The 16,439-nt window shown below is 67.3% G+C and carries 15 protein-coding genes; all 15 read right to left on the reverse strand.

Annotation, left to right across the window (positions count from 1 at the left end):
- Positions 1 to 6: 6 nt before the first annotated feature.
- Genes N2604_RS17715 through N2604_RS17785 form a run of 15 tightly spaced genes read right to left on the reverse strand, consistent with a single transcriptional unit; the run spans position 7 to position 16,439 of the window.
- Positions 7 to 855: an MBL fold metallo-hydrolase gene (locus N2604_RS17715; protein ID WP_260375900.1), complete on the reverse strand. Its 849-nt coding sequence runs from the start codon at positions 853 to 855 to the stop codon at positions 7 to 9.
- A gap of 30 nt (positions 856 to 885) precedes the next feature.
- On the reverse strand, positions 886 to 1,770 hold the full coding sequence (locus N2604_RS17720) for an amidohydrolase (protein WP_260375901.1): 885 nt from the start codon (positions 1,768 to 1,770) through the stop codon (positions 886 to 888).
- Entirely contained in the window at positions 1,767 to 2,885 is a 1,119-nt protein-coding gene (locus N2604_RS17725; RefSeq protein WP_260375902.1) for a VWA domain-containing protein, read from the reverse strand. The genes N2604_RS17720 and N2604_RS17725 overlap by 4 nt, the downstream gene beginning before the upstream one ends.
- Positions 2,882 to 3,763 carry a MoxR family ATPase gene (locus tag N2604_RS17730; RefSeq protein WP_260375903.1) on the reverse strand — a complete coding sequence of 294 codons (882 nt, stop codon included), beginning with the start codon at positions 3,761 to 3,763 and terminating at the stop codon, positions 2,882 to 2,884. The genes N2604_RS17725 and N2604_RS17730 overlap by 4 nt, the downstream gene beginning before the upstream one ends.
- 10 nt (positions 3,764 to 3,773) lie before the next feature.
- Positions 3,774 to 4,796: a xanthine dehydrogenase family protein molybdopterin-binding subunit gene (locus tag N2604_RS17735; protein WP_036023767.1), complete on the reverse strand. Its 1,023-nt coding sequence runs from the start codon at positions 4,794 to 4,796 to the stop codon at positions 3,774 to 3,776.
- Between the two features lies 1 nt (position 4,797).
- Complete coding sequence (locus N2604_RS17740; RefSeq protein WP_260375904.1) at positions 4,798 to 6,381, reverse strand: xanthine dehydrogenase family protein molybdopterin-binding subunit; 1,584 nt, start codon at positions 6,379 to 6,381, stop codon at positions 4,798 to 4,800.
- 9 nt (positions 6,382 to 6,390) lie between these two features.
- On the reverse strand, positions 6,391 to 6,867 hold the full coding sequence (locus N2604_RS17745; protein ID WP_260375905.1) for a (2Fe-2S)-binding protein: 477 nt from the start codon (positions 6,865 to 6,867) through the stop codon (positions 6,391 to 6,393).
- Positions 6,868 to 6,873: 6 nt separating this feature from the next.
- Positions 6,874 to 7,692, reverse strand: coding sequence for a xanthine dehydrogenase family protein subunit M (locus N2604_RS17750; protein WP_260375906.1), 819 nt, complete (start codon positions 7,690 to 7,692; stop codon positions 6,874 to 6,876).
- Between the two features lie 3 nt (positions 7,693 to 7,695).
- Positions 7,696 to 8,139 carry an SRPBCC family protein gene (locus N2604_RS17755; RefSeq protein ID WP_260375907.1) on the reverse strand — a complete coding sequence of 148 codons (444 nt, stop codon included), beginning with the start codon at positions 8,137 to 8,139 and terminating at the stop codon, positions 7,696 to 7,698.
- A 2-nt stretch (positions 8,140 to 8,141) separates the two neighbouring features.
- On the reverse strand, positions 8,142 to 8,579 hold the full coding sequence (locus tag N2604_RS17760; RefSeq protein ID WP_194462973.1) for an SRPBCC family protein: 438 nt from the start codon (positions 8,577 to 8,579) through the stop codon (positions 8,142 to 8,144).
- 10 nt (positions 8,580 to 8,589) lie between these two features.
- Positions 8,590 to 11,517 (reverse strand): flotillin family protein, encoded by a 2,928-nt coding sequence (locus tag N2604_RS17765; protein ID WP_260375908.1) that lies wholly within the window; start codon positions 11,515 to 11,517, stop codon positions 8,590 to 8,592.
- Between the two features lie 27 nt (positions 11,518 to 11,544).
- Positions 11,545 to 12,378, reverse strand: a complete 834-nt coding sequence (locus N2604_RS17770) for a phosphoenolpyruvate hydrolase family protein (RefSeq protein ID WP_260375909.1) — start codon at positions 12,376 to 12,378, stop codon at positions 11,545 to 11,547.
- A gap of 3 nt (positions 12,379 to 12,381) precedes the next feature.
- Entirely contained in the window at positions 12,382 to 14,589 is a 2,208-nt protein-coding gene (locus tag N2604_RS17775; RefSeq protein ID WP_260375910.1) for an ABC transporter permease, read from the reverse strand.
- Positions 14,582 to 15,364: an ABC transporter ATP-binding protein gene (locus N2604_RS17780; protein WP_035699142.1), complete on the reverse strand. Its 783-nt coding sequence runs from the start codon at positions 15,362 to 15,364 to the stop codon at positions 14,582 to 14,584. Before N2604_RS17780 ends, N2604_RS17775 begins: the two co-directional genes overlap by 8 nt.
- Positions 15,357 to 16,439, reverse strand: a complete 1,083-nt coding sequence (locus tag N2604_RS17785) for a branched-chain amino acid ABC transporter permease (RefSeq protein ID WP_260375911.1) — start codon at positions 16,437 to 16,439, stop codon at positions 15,357 to 15,359. Before N2604_RS17785 ends, N2604_RS17780 begins: the two co-directional genes overlap by 8 nt.

Genomic DNA, 16,439 nt, shown 5'->3' on the forward strand with positions numbered 1-16,439 from the left:
ACAACCTCAAGCCGGGAACCAGTTGCGCTGGGGGAGCGACTGCACGATCGGGCCGGGAACCTGATCATGCAGCCGACCCACGACATTGCCGCCTTCGATCTTGGCGGGCCGGTCGTGGACGGGGAGCAGGTAGCGCGAATTGCTGAGCAGCTTCTTGATGGCCGCCTTTTCCGCGCGCTTGGTGGTGCCGTGGTTGCCGGTGGTGCGCGGCTCCCAATCCTGGATTTCATGGAAGGGCGTGACGATCTGGTCGTTGAAATCGTAGATCACATCGCCGCAGATCGTCGCGATGCCGTCGGCGGTGTGGACGATGATGTTCATGGAGCCCTCGGTGTGCGCGTTGGCGGCATCGCAATAGACGCCGGGCATCAGCTCGATCGGTCCGGTGATCTCGAGATCCAGGAAGCGCAGCGCGCTCTTGGTGTGCAGGCGGTCGATCAGGTGCTTGATGTCGGGCGCCGGATATTGCGGATGCATCAGGCCGGAGACAGAATATTCGAGCTCCCGGCGGTTGAGCACGACGGTCGTGTTCATCGGGAACAAATCGTCCTTGCCGGCATGGTCGATGTGCAGATGGGTGTGGCAGACGAATCGGACATCGCCCATGCGGACGCCGTGGCGCGCGAGCTGGTTCTCGATCATGTTCTCATGATACTGGAGCCCTCGCATGCCCAGCGTTTCCATGATCTGGTTGGAGCGATAGCCGGTATCGACAACGACCGGATAGGGGCCGCCGAGGATCAGGAAGCCGAGGGTGAGGACGCGGCGGGTGCGGCCGCAGTCGCGGCCGAGCACCAGGAAGCTCGATTCCAGCTCGATATCGCCGTAGTCCAGGATCTTGATCTCCAGCGCCATTCGTTTCCCTCCCGTTTCGTTTCTTGTCTGTCAAAGCCGATAGACGCGCGTCGCCGTCGTCCTGAAGATCGCATCCTGCTGCTCCGCACTGAACGGGGCGACGGCGGCGCGAAACGCTGCGACGAGCTCGCAATAAGTGGTCCACAATTTCTCGATCGGAAAATTGGAGCCGAACAGGCAGCGCTCGGCGCCGAAGATCGCGACGGTATCAGTGAGCACGGCGGCGATATGCGCGGGATCGTTGCGATGGATGAAGGTGCCGAGCCCGGACAGTTTCGAGACCACGTTCGGACAGGTCGCGAGCCGGGCCATCCCGGCGCGCCAGGCCGCCCCTCCAGTCGGCGAAAGATCTTCGAGCATGCCGGCGTGCTGTAGGATGAAGGTCACGCCGGGACATGACTCGGCGAGCTGTGCCGCATCCGGCATCTGCGGTGTGAAGACCTGCAGGTCAAAACTCCAGCCGTAATCGGAAAGACGCGCGATGTTGCGACGGATCGTAGGATCGGCGCAGAGATCCGGACGCGCCGCGAAGCGATAGAGCGGGTTCTCGTGCCAATGCAGCTGCATGCGCACACCGCGCAGCAGTGGGTAGCGCTTGAGGCGGTCGAGCTGTGGGCGGACGTCGTCGGCCGTGAAATTGGCGTAGGCGACGATGGCGTGTGGCCAGCCATGTTCGTCGGATGTGCGCTGCACCCAGGCTGCTTCCTCCTCGAAATGCTCGGGCGCCCAATTGGTCTGCACATAGACGGAGCGGGTGACGCCGCTGTTCTTGAGATCGTCGAGATATTCCTGGATCGGATAATCGCGGCGGATCGACTCGTATGGTCCGAAGATGCGGGGCTGCATGGGGCCGGTCAGCCAGGGCAGATCGGCCTGCCGCCAGATGTGATGATGGCCGTCGACAATACCGTTCACGCAGCTCTCCTTCCCAGTGCCAGGACATGGGCGACGATCGATGCGCTCGACCCGCCGTCCACGAGATCGTCGACGAAGCGCTCGATCGCGACCAGCGCTTCGGTCTGCGGGCGGAAGCCGGGCCCTGTCGCGAGCGGCGTCAGCCAGCTCAGGCGCCAGGCCCGCCGCGATAGTTTCGCGACGGCGTCGCGAAGGGCGTCGGGTTCACCGCGCTCGAGCCCGTCGGAAATGATGACCACGGCGGCACCGCGGGCGTAGCCGCCGAACCGCGGGACCGCGAGAAAGGCTTGCAGCGCGTCGCCGATGCGGGTGCCGCCGTCCCAGTCGCTGACCAGATGCGCCGCGGCGTTCAACGCCTGCTCGCGGCGCTTCAGCCGCAGGGCGCGGGTGACACGGGTCAGCCGCGTGCCGAAGGTGAAGACCTCGACGTCAGGCGCGGCCTGCACCAGCGCATGTGCAAGCTTCATATTCTCCTCGGTGCGGCTCTTCATCGAGCCGGAGACGTCGATCAGCAACAGGATCTTTCGCAAGCGCTGGCGCCGCTTCATGTGGCCGAGGCGCAGGATCTCGCCGTCGCTGCGGACGCTGTCGCGCAAGGTGCGGCGGAGATCGGCGAAGGGGCCGCGGCGTGCCCGCATGCGGCGGTGCCCGCGCCGCCGCGGCAGGCGCCGCGGAGCCTGCCGTGCCAGGCGCCGCAGGGCATCGGTCGTGGAGAGCTGGGCGAAGCGGCGCTCGACCAGGGCCTCGGTGCGCGTCGCGGTCAGGCCGGACTCGTTGGCGTTGTCGGAGAGCAGGGGCTCCTCGTCGCCGCGACCTTCCTCCTGCAGACGGACGGTCTCATCGTCCTCGCCGTCTTCGGCATGCTCGATCGCCTCGCTGCCGCGGAAATGCAGGTCGAACAGCCGGTCGAAGGCGGTGCGGCGCTCGGGCGGCGGTGCGAGGGTGGCGAGCGCAGATTGCCTGATGTCGTCGAGCCTGCGCGGTCCCAGCAGCGCGATCGCGGCGAGGAACGCGGTGGTCTGCTCCGGCGCGACGGCGAAGCCGTTGGCGCGCAGCAGCGCGACGAACGAAACAAAGGTGCGGGCAGCGCGCGGCAGCTGCGGCTCAAGGCTCATGTGGTCGCCTCCGCGAGCATGGCATCGAGCCGCGGCGCGATGAAGTGCAGGTCCTCTTCGTCCTTCAGCGCCACGCCGATCGAGCGTTTGAACGCATCTGGCCAGCGCGCGCCGCCCTTGTTGAGCAGGGTCGCGGCCTCGGCCCAGTCGACGGCTTCGGCGATGCCGGGCGCCTTGCTCAGCGGCTCGCGTCGCAGTTTTTCGACGGCCGCGACGACGGCGCGGGCCGTGGCCTCGGCGACGCTGGATGCGCGCATCATGATGATCCGGGCCTCCCGCTCGGCACTGGGATAGTCGATCCAGTGATAGACGCAACGACGGCGCAACGCTTCGTGCAAGTCTCGTGTCCGGTTCGAGGTCAGCACCACGACCGGCCGCTCGGCCGCACGGACCGTGCCGCGCTCGGGAATGGAGATCTGGAAGTCGGAGAGGAATTCGAGCAGGAAGGCCTCGAACTCCTGGTCGGCGCGGTCGATTTCGTCGATCAGGAGCACGGTGGAATCGGGCGCGCGCAGCGCGGCCAGCATCGGCCGCTCGATCAGGAAGGTCTCGCCATAGATGTCGATGCTCTCGTCGCCGGCCTGACGGATCGCCAGCATCTGGCGCGGATAGTTCCACTCATAGAGCGCGGCGGAGGAGTCGATGCCCTCGTAGCATTGCAGGCGGATGAGGCGGCGGCCGAGCACGGCGGCAATGGCCTTTGCGGCTTCCGTCTTGCCGACGCCGGGCGCGCCTTCCAGCAGCAGCGGCTTGCCGAGCGCGAGACCGAGATAGGCGGCAGTCGCAAGCCCTTCGTCGGCGAGATAATAGGCCGCGCGCAGCGCCTTTTCCAGCGCTTCCGGGCTGTCGATGCCGACGATGTTGCTGCGAACCGCCACGGCCGATCCTCTAGCGCCGCGCCTGCGGCCGCGCGCCGCCTTGCGCCTTGATCGCGCGCAGCACCTTTTCCGGCGTGATCGGCAGGTCGTCGATGCGCACGCCGACGGCGTTGAAGATCGCATTCGCCACTGCCGGCAGCACCGGATTGGCGCACATCTCGCCAGGGCCTTTTCCTCCGAACGGACCATCAGGAGCGGGACGCTCCAGCACGGCAATATCGTGCGGGCAGATGTCGCCGGGACCGGGCATCAGATATTCGACGAAGTCGCGGGGCCCGTGGACGGGATCTGGGTAGTATGGCTCCGGCGTCTCGTAGAGCGCGTGGCTGACGCCCATCCAGGCGCCGCCGACGAGCTGCTGCTCGACCAGGCGCGGGTTGAGCGCGCGGCCGAGCTCATAGGCGGAATCCATGCGGACCATCGCGACCTCGCCGGTCTCATCATCCACCTCGACCTCGGCGACGAGGCAGGCATGGGCATAGCAGGTCGCCGGCGACATCTCGCCGGTTTCAGGATCGACGTCCGACAGCGGCACGAGGAAGATGCCGCGGCCGGAGATGGTCTTGCCCTGCTTGAACTGCGCGGCGATCGCGACATCCTTGGTCGAGATCGAGCGGTGCGGCGCGCCCTTGACGTGGATGTTGCCGCGCCCGTCGGTCTCGAGATCGGCGGCGTTGACCTCGAGCTCCTCGGCTGCCGCCTCCATCATCACGCCGCGCGCCTCGCGGGCGGCGGCCATCACGGCGTTGCCGACGCGATGGGTGCCACGGGAAGCGAACGAACCCATGCAGTGCGGGCCGGTGTCGGAATCCGCCGTGTCGACGTAGACGTCCTCGACCGGCACGCCGAGCGTCTCCGCGCAGATCTGCCGCGTGACCGACTTCATGCCCTGGCCGAGGTCGATCGACGACAGCGCCACCGTGAACTTGCCGCTGGGGTTGGAATGCACCAGCGCCTGGCTCGGGTCGCCGCCGAGATTCATGCCGATGGGATAATTGATCGACGCCATGCCGCGTCCGCGATGCCTGGTCATCTCAGCGCCTCCTGGTGCCGAATACGGACGAGAACCGGGTCGCGCCGTGCGATGGCGCGGCCGGGCGCGGCGGGGGAGGAGGCGGCGGTGGCTCGCGCGGCGGCTCCCGCGTCGTCGTCATCGGCGCGCGGTCATAGGTCGTGCGCTGCTGCGCAGGCACGGCCGGCCGAGCCCGGGAATCCGTCGGCGTCGGCGGGATGACGGCGCGGCTGCCGCCGCCGTCCTTGCGCGAGGAGGCACGTCTGAACTCGTCGCGGATCGGCCATTTGGCCTTTTCGGCCGCAACCTGGACGCATTCGATCAGCGCGGTGTTCTTGGCCTCGCGCCGGTGCGCCTTCATGTCGCCGTCGCGATAGGCGTTCAGAATGCGGAACTCCATCGGATCCATGCCGACGAGGTTGGCGAGCTTGTCCATCTGGCATTCGATGGCAAAGTCCATCGCGGTGACGCCGAAGCCGCGCATGGCGGTCGCCGGCGTGCGGTTGGTGAAGACGCAATAGACGTCGCCATAGACGTTCGGGATGGTGTAGGGCCCCGGCAGGTGCGCGGCGCATTTCACCGCGGCATAGCTCGACAGCCGCGTATAGGCGCCGCTGTCGAAATAGGCGCGGATCTTGCGCGCTACGATGCGGCCGTCGCGCATGACGCCGTCCTTGATGTAGATGCGCTCGGCGCCGCGCGGCGGGCCGTATTGCATCTCCTCCTCGCGGCCGAACACGTAGCGGACGGGACGCCCCGTGAGCATGGCGCCGAGGATCGCGAGCGGTTCGGTCAGCGTATCCACCTTGCCGCCGAAGCCGCCGCCGACGGTGCCGCCGATGAAGTGGAGGGTATTGGAGGGCACGTCCAAGATCTTGGCGCAGGTGTCGACCGAGAAGAACAGCGCCTGCGTCGAGGTGTAGACGACATAGCGGCCGTTGGTGTCGGGCGCGGCGATCGCGCCGTTGGTCTCTGTCGGCGCGTGCTCGATCGGCGACATCTGGTAGCGCTGCTCGAGAACGTGGTCGGCGGTTGCGAGCGCGGCGTCAGCATCGCCAAAGCGCAGGCGCTGGTGATCGTAGACGTCGTGATAGATGAAGGCGTTCTTCGGGTAGGTCTCGTTGACCACGGGCGCGCCGGGCTTGAGTGCATCCTCGACGTCGAACACGGTCGGCAGCGGCTCGTAGTCGATCTTGACCTTTGCGATCGCCTCGAACGCCTCGCGCTCGCTGTCGGCGACGATGGCGAGGATCGGCTCGCCCTTGTAGCGGACCTTGTCGACGGCGAGCGACGGCTCGTCGTCCTTGCCGAAGTTGATCAGGCTGAGCAGCGTGTTGAGGTTGCGTGGTACGTCCGCGCCGCGAATGATCCGGCGCACACCGGCCGAGCGCTCGGCCTCGGTGATATCGATGCGGCGCAGCCTTGCATGGGCCTGGGTCGAGCGAACGACCTTCAGGTGCAGCATGCCCTGCAGCTTGTGATCATTGAAATAGCTGGACGTGCCGGTGATGTGGCCGAGCATGTCCTGCCGCTGCGTGCCCTTGCCGATTTCCTTCAGGTTATCGTCACGCTCGTCGGCGAAGATGTCCTTGCGCAGTTCCAGCATGGTCTGACCTCAGGCGCTGGCCCGGCCGCCCGCGGCGGCGAGGATGGCATTGATGATCGGCTCATAGCCGGTGCAACGGCAGATGTTGCCGGAGATCGCCTCGATCACGTCGGCCCGGCTCGGGGAGGGATTGCGGTCGAGCAGCGCCTTTGCGGCCATCAGCATGCCCGGCGTGCAATAGCCGCATTGGGCGGCGAAGTTGTCGGCGAAAGCGCGCTGCAGCGGATGCAGGTTCGGGCCCTGCTTCATGCCGTCGAGCGTCTCGACCGAACGGCCGGCGACGGTTTCGGCGAGTGTCAGGCAGGAGAGGTGAAGCTCACCGTCGACGAGTACGCTGCAGGTGCCGCAGCCACCCTGGCCGCAGCCGAATTTCGGCGTCATGTCGCCGATCAACTCGCGCAACGCGACCAGCAGATTGGTGCCTCCGTCGACGAAGATCGCGACGTCGCGACCGTTGTGGCGAAATTGCAGGGGTGTTTTTGTCATGGCAAGCTAGTCCTGTCCCGACAGCAGGCGCCGCAAATGCACGCCGACGATCTCGCGGCGATACCAGGCGCTGCCGAGCGCGTTGTCGGATGGCGATGTTCCTTCCGTTGCCGCCGATGCGGCAGCTGCGATGGTCGCCGCATCCAGCGAGCGGCCCTCCAGTGCGCGCTCGGCCGCGCGAGCGCGGATTTGCGTCGGCGCCATCGAGCCCAGCGCAATCCGCGCACCCGCAATCCGTCCGCCGCTGACCGGCAGATGCGCCGCGATCGTGATCACCGAGCCGCCCTTCGGCTTGATGCGCGCGATCTTGCGATAGCGGAACGCCTCGCTGCTGGCCGGCCGCGTGCAGGACACCGACAGCACCAACGTCCCGGCCTGGCGCTCGCGCCCCTGCAAGAATTCCTCGATCGGAATATCGCGCGAGCCGAAGCCGCCTTGCACGGCGACCGTTGCATCCAGCGCCAGCAGCGCCACAGTGAAGTCGCCGTAAGGGGTAGGCGCGAACAGATTGCCGCCGACCGTGCCCATGTTGCGCACGGCGGGACCGCCGATCGAGCGGGCGGGGGCATGCAGGAAGGCGAGATCGCGCTCGGCAAGCACGCGCGCGAAGGTGACGCCGGCACCAAGCGTGATGCGCGGGCCTGAGGCGTCAATCCGGGTCAGCGCCTGATCCTGCGCCCGGACGATCGTCGAGATCGACACGTCGCCTTCGTTCAGCGCGCGCATCACCAGCGTGCCGCCGCCGAGATAGCGCGCGCTACGGTCCGACGACAGCGCGCCAGCCGCCTCGCTCGCATTCGCAAAGGTCTTTACCGTCACGGCCATGGCTTAAGCGGCCTCCTTCAGATGGCGGCGGATCGCCTCGAATCCGGCCTGATAGATGTCTTCGGCGACCATGTGGGTGATGCGGTCCTCATCCTCCGGCTTCGTCGTGAAGCGCGACTCCCAATGCCAGAAGGTGCGGTCGCCGTCGGTGACCGGCAGCAGCCGGACATGGGCGACGTAGTTGAACATCGGGATCGGCGTATCGAGCAGGCAATAGCTGAAGGTCTGCTCGAGGTCGGACAGCGCCAGCAATTGTTCCCGCAGCTCCGAGCCGTCCTTGAGCTTGAACCGCCTGACGCAGCCAATCTTGTCGGCGGACTGCGCGCGTTCGATGGAGGAGGTCGCAACCGCCGGATGCCAGCGATCATGCCCGTTGAAATCGCGCAGCACGTCCCACACCGCGTCGGTCGGCGCGTTCAGGATCGTGCTTTTGACGATATGCGGCACGGCTAGCCTCCGAACACGCGCTTCAGGGCGTCGAAGCCGCCCTGAAATACGCCGCCGCCGATATTGTTGACGAGCTCGGTCTCCCGTTCCGGCGCGCAGTCGAATTCCGCGGTCCATTCCACGAACGTCTGGTCGCCGTCGGTGACGGGCGTCAGGCGCAGGGTGGCGACGTAATTCTCGACGCCCATCGGCGATTCCAGGATCGAATAGGTGCAGAACATGTCGTAATCGGAGAGGCCGAGCAGCTTCTCGCGGATGCGGTCGCCGTTGCGCAGGCGGAAATCCCTGACACAACCGATCTTGTCGGCGGGCTCGCCGCCCTCGATCCGGCTTTCGGCGATGGCCGGATGCCAGTTCGGCAGGCCATTGAAATCGCGTACCCGCGCCCAAACGCGGTCGTTGCGGGCGTTGACGACGGTGGAGACGTAGACGCGAGCCATCGCTCAAACCTCAGCTCTTCTTCCGCGGCCCGCGCTCGGCCGGCGGCTCGCCGCCCTCGCTCGCAGGCGGAGAGGCAGCCGGCTTGTCGGCGCCACCACCGCTACCACCACCACCTCCGCTGCTCTTTCGTGCGGCATCCTTGATGCCCTGCATGTCGCGGGCCTCGCGGATCAGCCCCGGCATCTTGGCGAGACTGCCGCCCTCGACGCCGATGTCGGACAGGATGGAATCGATCAGCGGCGCCTGGACGCGGTAGCGCAGTGCCGAGTCGATCACCTCGTCGGTGGCGCTGCGGCCGCCATTGCCGTTGCCGTGCCCGTTGCCGTTGAGGCCGTCGACCTGGAGGATGCGGATGCCCTCGATCTTCTCCATCGGCTTGACGCTCTCGCGCACGATGCCCTCGATGCGGTCGAGCAGTTTTCTGCGGAACAGCGAGTAGCGCGCCTGATCGGTCAGCACGTTCTCGGCCTCGTTCAGCATCCGCTGCGCCTCGGCTTCGACCGCCGCGCGCACGCGCTCGGCCTCGGCGGCGATGCGGGTCTCTTCGGCCTGTTTCTCGGCCAGCAGGATCTCCACCGTCTTGCGACGCTTGGCGATCTCGCTCTCTCGCGCGGTGACGACGCGCTCGGTGGCTTCCGTCGCGCGCATCCGGGCTTCCTCGGCAGAGGCCTTGGCTGCTGACTCTTCCAGGGATTTCGTGTGGATCGCGATCGCCTTCTCCATCAGGACGGTCTCGACTTCCTTCTCGCGGTTGACCTCGAGCTTGCGCAGCTCGCGCTCGCGGCCGATGCGGGCCTCGTCGAGGCCGCGGTCGGAGGCGATGCGGGCACGCTCGACCTCCTCGCGCGCAGCGATTTCGGCCTCCTGCAGCGACTGCACGCGGGCGACCTCGAGCTGCTCGATGGCGCGGCGCCGCTCGATGCGGGCGGCCTCCAGCGCCTGCTCGCGCGAGACGTCGGTGGTCTCGACCTCCTTGCGCGCGACGATCTCGGCCTGCCGCACCTGGCGGTCGGCGTCGATCCGCTCGGACTTCTTGGTCGACAGCGCGATGACGCGGTCTTCGTCCGCGATCTCGATCGCCTTCTTCTGCTCGATGTTGAGCACCTCGCGCTTCTTGGAGGAATTGATGCGCTCGGCCTCGAGCGCCAGATCGACCGTGATGCGCTGCCGCTCGATGGCGTCGCGCCGCTTCAGCTCGGCCGCCTCGAGGATCCCGGTCCGCTCGATCTCGAGCGCGCGCGTCTCCCGTTCGGCCTGGATGCGCTCGGCCGCAACCGCCTTCTCCTGGGCGATGCGGGCCGCCTCGATCGCCTCACGCGAGGCGATATCGGCTTCCTCGACGGCGCGGTTGCGGGCGATCTCGAGCGAGCGCACGCGCTCCTCCTGCGCGATGCGCGAGGCTTCCGTGGTCTCGCGCGCGGCGATGCCGGCGACGTCCAGCGCTTGGTTGCGCTCGATCTCCAGCTGCCGCGTGTTCTGCTCGGCGGCGATGCGCTCGGCCGCCAGCGTCCGCTCCCGGGCGATGCGGGCGGCCTCGACCGCGCGCTGCGCCTCGATCTCGGCCTCCTGGATGGTCCGCACCTGCTGGATCTCCAGTGCGCGGGTCCGCTCGTCGGAGGAGATGCGCTCGACATTGACGATCAGCGTCTGGGCGATGCGGGCCTTTTCGGTGGCCTCGCGTGCGGCGATCTCGGCCTCGTCGACCGCGCGCGTCCGCTCGATCTCGCGGCGACGCGTTTCCTCTTCATTGGCGATACGGGCATCTGTGACGACGCGGTCCTGCTGGATCCGGGCCTTCTCGATCGCCTCGCGCGCGGCGATCTCGGCTTCCTCGACCGTGCGCATCCGCTCGATCTCGCGCTGGCGGACTTCGCGTTCGGAGGCGATGCGGGTGGTGTCGATCGAGCGCTGGTTGGCGATCCTTGTCTTCTCGATCTCTTCGCGCGCCAGCAGCTCCTTCTCCTCAATGGTGCGGGTCCGCTCGATCTCCTTCTGGCGGGTCTCGCGCTCCGAGGCGATGCGGGCCTCGGCGATCGCCTGCTCATTGGCGATGCGGGCGCGCTCGATGGCTTCGCGGGCGGAGATCTGCGCCTGTTCGGCCTCGGTCTCGCGCAGGGCCCGCTCGCGCGCGACTTCGGTGCGCTGAAGCGCGCGGCGCATCTCGATGTCGCGTTCCTGCTCCAGCCGCGCGGTCTCGCTCTCGCGCTCGATCTCGAGCGCCTGCCGCTCGGCCTCCAGGTTGCGGGAGCGGATCTTGATCATCGAATCCTGCTCGATGTCGTTGCGCAGCTTGCGTCTGGCCTCGATGTCCTCCATCAACCGGGTCAGGCCTTCGGCGTCGAACCGGTTCGAAGGGTTGAAGAACTCGAGGTCAGTCTGGTCGAGATCGGTGATCGCGACCGATTCCAGCTCGAGGCCGTTCTGGGCGAGAGCTTCCGCCGCTTCGGTCTTGACCCGCGCGACGTAGTCGCCGCGCCGCTCGTGCATCTCCTCCATGGTCATTTCGGAGGCGACCGAGCGGATCGCCGAGATGAACTTGCCGGCCAGCAGCGCATGCAGCTGCCCGGGTTCCAGGGTGCGGCGGCCGAGCGTCGCCGCGGCGATCGAGACGGCCTCCCGGGTCGGCTGCACGCGGACGTAGAAGTCGGCCTCGATGTCGACGCGCATGCGGTCACGGGTGATCACGGCATCCTGCTTCGAACGCACGATGCCCATCGGCAGCACGTTCATGTTGACGGGCGTGTAGTCATGAATGAACGGCAGCACGAAGGCGCCACCATTGATCACCACGCGTTCGCCGAGAAAGCCGGTGCGGACGAACGAGGTCTCCTTGGAGGAGCGGTGGTACAGCCAGTTCACGATATAGACGCCAACCACGATCACGATGATCGCGACGATCAGCCAGAGGATCAATTCACCGACCAACATCCCTGACATCTTTCCCTCCCTCGAACCTCTCAGGCGTTATCGCGCGCCGATCGCCTTGAATTGCCGCACCTGTTCCGTCAGCGCCCGCTCCACGGGCAGCCGCTCCATCGAGGACGCCCCGTAGAAGCCGTGGCAATGACGGGTGTTCTTCATGATGAAATCGGCGTCGGCCGGATCGGCGATCGGGCCGCCATGCGCCAGCACCAGGATGTCCGGATTGACGCTGAGCGCGGCGGTGGCCCAGGTGTCGATCCGCGCCGGGCAGTCCTTGAGCTTTGGCGCGGTCTGCGCACCGATGGTGCCGCCGGTCGTCAGACCCATGTGGCAGACGATGATATCGGCGCCGGCGATCGCCATCGCCGCGGCTTCCTTCTCGCTGAACACGTAGGGCGTGGTCAGCATGTCCTTGTCGTGCGCCTTGGCAATCATGTCGATCTCGAGCGCATAGGACATGCCGGTCTCTTCGAGATTGGCGCGGAAGGTACCATCGATCAGGCCGACGGTCGGAAAGTTCTGGACGCCGGCAAAGCCGAGTGTCTTCAGCTGGTCGAGAAAGACGTCCATGTCGCGGAAGGGATCGGTGCCGTTGACGCCCGCCAGCACCGGGGTCTGGTCGACGACGGGGAGCACTTCGCTCGCCATTTCCAGCACGATGGCATTGGCATCGCCATACGCCATCAGGCCCGCGAGCGAGCCGCGCCCGGCCATGCGGTAGCGCCCGGAATTGTAGATGACGATGAGGTCGACGCCGCCGGCTTCCTCGCATTTGGCTGAGAGCCCCGTGCCGGCCCCGCCGCCGACGATCGGCTCGCCGCGCCTTGCCATGTCGCGAAACCTTTTCAGCAGCGCCGCGCGTTCAAACCTGGCCATCGGTCACCTCGCGAGTCTCCGCCGCACCCCGGTGCGCCCGAACAGAGTTCGAAACGCACTGACGATGGCGGCGGCGAAATCGGGATCGTTGATGTTCTTAGGGATGCGAATGAGCTGGCGGTTGCCGGTCTGCCGCACAGTCCGCTCCAGCGTGCGGAACAGCGTGGCATCGGCATCCGGATCCCAGAACGGCTGGCCTCGCGCATCGAGTGCGGAGACGCCGCCCTCGGGCAGGAAGAAACGCACCGGGCCATCCATCTGGTTCAGCCGCTCACCGATCCAGCGGCCCATGCGCTCGTTCTCTTCCATAGTCGTCCGCATCAGCGTCACCTGCGGATTGTGAACGTGGAATTTGCGGCCGCGATAGCGCTCGGGAATGGTGTCGGGCGCGCCGAAGTTCACCATGTCGAGCGCGCCGACGGAGCCGACATAGGGCAGGCGGCTGCGGATGATCGCGCCAAAACGGTCTTCGGTGGCCGGAAACACGCCGCCCATCAAGAGGTCGCAGACTTCGGTCGTCGTGAGGTCGATCACGCCGGCAAGCTGGCCGGACTCGACGAGCTTCTCCATCGAGCGTCCGCCGACGCCGGTGGCATGAAAGACCAGGCATTCGAAATCGTCGCGCAGCTCGGCCGCGATCTTCTGCACAGCCGGCGTGGTGACGCCGAACATGGTGATGCCGATTGCGGGCAGCCCGCCGGCCTCGCGCGCCGTTGCGGCACGCGCGTCGAGCCGCGCCTTGACCATGCCGGCGAGCGCATTGGCCCCGTTGGCGAGCACTGCGCGCGAGATCGAGTTCAGCCCCTGCACGTCGGTGACCGAGTACATCATCGTGATGTCGGCAGGGCCGACATAGGGCCCGACATCGCCGGAGGCGACGGAGGAGATGATCAGCTTGGGCACGCCGACCGGCAGCGCGCGCATCCCCGGGGCGACCAGCGAGGCCGCGCCGGAGCCGCCCGCCGAGATCACGCCGGCGACATTGCCCTGGCGCCGCAGCCAGTTGGCAAACGCATCCGCCATTGCGGTGACGGCGGCACCACGGTCGGTGCCGAACACGGCGGAGCCGCCGCGGCCGTGGTTCAGGGCGATCTCCTGCGCGGAGACATCGCAGGAGGAATGCTTGCCGCTGGTCGAGACGTCGACCAGCCGGGTCCGCAGGCCGCTTTCGGCGATGATGTCGCGGATGTAGCGCAGCTCCTGGCCCTTGGTATCGAGCGTGCCGACGACCAGCACCACTCGCGGGCCCGAGCCCTGCGCCGTCACCGGCTCGCGCTTGCGCCGCGCCGTGTCGTCGAGCCGCGCGACCTGCGTCGAGAGCGTCCGCGCCGCGGCCTCGATGCGGGCGATCGGCACCGGTTGCGACCATCGCGTCGGCAGCGTCGGGTTGGAGATGTAGATACGGACCGGCCCGTCGCGGCGGGGCACCGGCGCCGGTTTGGCCTCGACGCCCTCGGCGACGTCAATATCAGGTTCGAGCTCCGCATGAAGCCCGACGCCGAGCAGACGCTGCTGCAGCTCGCGGTCCGCGGCAAGGCGCGCGGAGTCGATGATGCGGTTGATGCGGCCGTTGACCATGATCGCGACGTTGCGCGAAATCGCGGTGGCGACGCCAATGTTCTGCTCGATCACGAGCACGGACATGTCGCCGTCTTCGCCGAGCTGCAGCAGCATCTCCTCGACCTGCGCGACGATGACGGGCGCGAGCCCTTCGGTCGGCTCGTCCATGATGAGCAAGTGGGGGTTGGTGAGCAGCGCGCGCGAGATCGCCAGCATCTGCTGTTCGCCGCCGGACAGCTGGCCGCCGCCGTGATCCCGACGCTCGGCGAGCCGAGGAAAGGTGTCGTAGATGCGCTCGACCGTCCAGGCGCCCGAACGCAGGCCGCCGGCGAGCCGCAGGTGCTCGTCGACGCTGAGCGAGCGCCACAGGCGGCGGCCCTGCGGCACGTAGCCGACGCCGAGCCGGGCGATCTGGGCCGGCGGCCGCCGCGTGACATCCTCGCCGCGAACGCGGATCGAGCCGCCGCTCACGCCGACCAGCCCCATGATCGCCTTGCACAGCGTGGTCTTGCCCATGCCGTTGCGGCCGACGACGGAGAACACGCCGCTCTCCAACGTGAGATCGACGCCTTGCAGCGCATGCGAGTGGCCGTAATAGACGTCGAGGCCGCGGACCTCGAGCGCGGCACCGCTGCGGCGGACCTCATTCATGGCCGCCTCCGAGGTAGAGCTCCTGAACTTCAGGATCGGACTGGATCTCCTGCGGCAGGCCCTCCTTGAAGACGCGGCCGTTGTGCATCATCGTGACGCTCTCGACGACGCGGAGCGCGACGTCCATGTCGTGCTCGATGATGATGTAGCCGATATGGGCGGGCAGAGAGGTCAGGATCTCGATCAGCTCGGCCCGCTCCGTCGGCGACAGGCCGGCGGCCGGCTCGTCGAACAGCACGAAGCGCGGCGCGCCGGCGAGCGCGAGCGCGATCTCGAGCTGGCGCTGCTGGCCGTGCGCGAGCTCGGCCACGCGCTGGTCCTTCACGGCGGACAGATGCACGGCCTGAACCAGGTTGTCGGCCGCATGCATCAGCGCATCGTTCTGTCCCGGACGCAGGAACGAGAAGCGTCCGCGCGAGACACCGCGGCAGGCGAGATAGACGTTGTCCTGCACGGTGAGGCCGGGGAACAGCGCCGAAATCTGGTAGGTGCGGCGCAGCCCGCGGCGGATGCGCTCATAGGGCGGGAAATGCGTCACGTCCTCGCCGAAGAAGCGGATGGTGCCGGAGGAGGGCGGGAAGTCGCCCGTGATGCAGTTGAACAGCGTGGTCTTGCCGGCACCGTTCGAGCCGAGCACGGCGCGCCGCTCGCCCGGCCGTACGGTGATGGTGACGTCGGTCAGCGCCGCGAGCGCGCCGAACAGCCGCGTCACGCCTCGCAGCTCCAGCGCAGCGCCGGCACCGACGGCGGAGAGGCGTTGGGCCACGCTATCCATGGCGGCGCCCTCCGCCAGAGCGGCTCACCTCGCGCCGTTGATACTGACGCCAGCGCTGCCACAGCCCGATGACGCCGTCCGAGGACCAGAACACGATGGCGAGGAAGCCGAGCCCGATCAGCAGGCGGAAACGGTTGCCGTCGAGCCCGAGCCGGACCAGGAAGTCGAGCGCGAAGGTGCGCAGCAGCACGAAGATCAGCGCGCCGATGTAGGGACCGATCGGGCGCGTGATGCCGCCGACGATCGCGATGATCAGCACGTCGATGCAGGCGCCGACGCTGACCGAGCCCGGCGAGATCTGGCGATAGTTCCAGACCTGGAGCACGCCGGCCAGCGCGGCGACGAACGACGCGAAAGCATAGGCTGCGACGCGGTGCGCATTGACGTTGAAGCCGAGCGCCGCCATGCGCCGCGGATTGTCGCGCACGCCCTGCAGCGCAAGGCCGAACGGTGCGCGCGATAGATATTCGACCGCAAAATAACAGAGCGCAGCGACCGCGAGCACGATGTAGTAGAAGGGGATGTCGGCGCGCCAGTTCACGCCCCAGAAGTGCGGCGTGGCCACGTTGTTGATGCCGGTATGGCCGTTGAAGATCGCCCAGTTCTGGTTGGTGAAATAGTAGAAGGCGGCGCCAATGGCGAGCGTGATCATGATGGTGTAGATGCCTTCGGTGCGCACCGCGAGCGCGCCGCCGAGCGTGCCGAAGGCGGTCGCCAGCGCCAGCGCCATCGGCACTGCGAGCCACCACGGCCAGCCCAGGCTGATATTGGCGTTGCCGCTGACACCGAACACGGCGACCATGTAGGCCGAGAAGCCCGCAATGGTGAGCTGCATCAGGCTGACCATGCCGCCATAGCCGGCGAGGAACATCAGGCTCAGTGCCATGGTGCCGAGGATCAGCGTGGTCGCGAAGATCTCGATCAGGAAGAAGCCGCTCGCGATCAGCGGCATGATCAGAAGGATGGCCGCGACGGACCAGGCGGCGGGGTTGTTGATCTCCGGCCATGTCCGGGCCGGGCGCTGCGCCTTGGTGGCGCTGCGTACGGCGACGGGGGCATCGTGGGCGAGCGACAT

It is taken from the genome of Bradyrhizobium sp. CB1015 (assembly GCF_025200925.1).
Classification (GTDB): Bacteria; Pseudomonadota; Alphaproteobacteria; order Rhizobiales; family Xanthobacteraceae; genus Bradyrhizobium.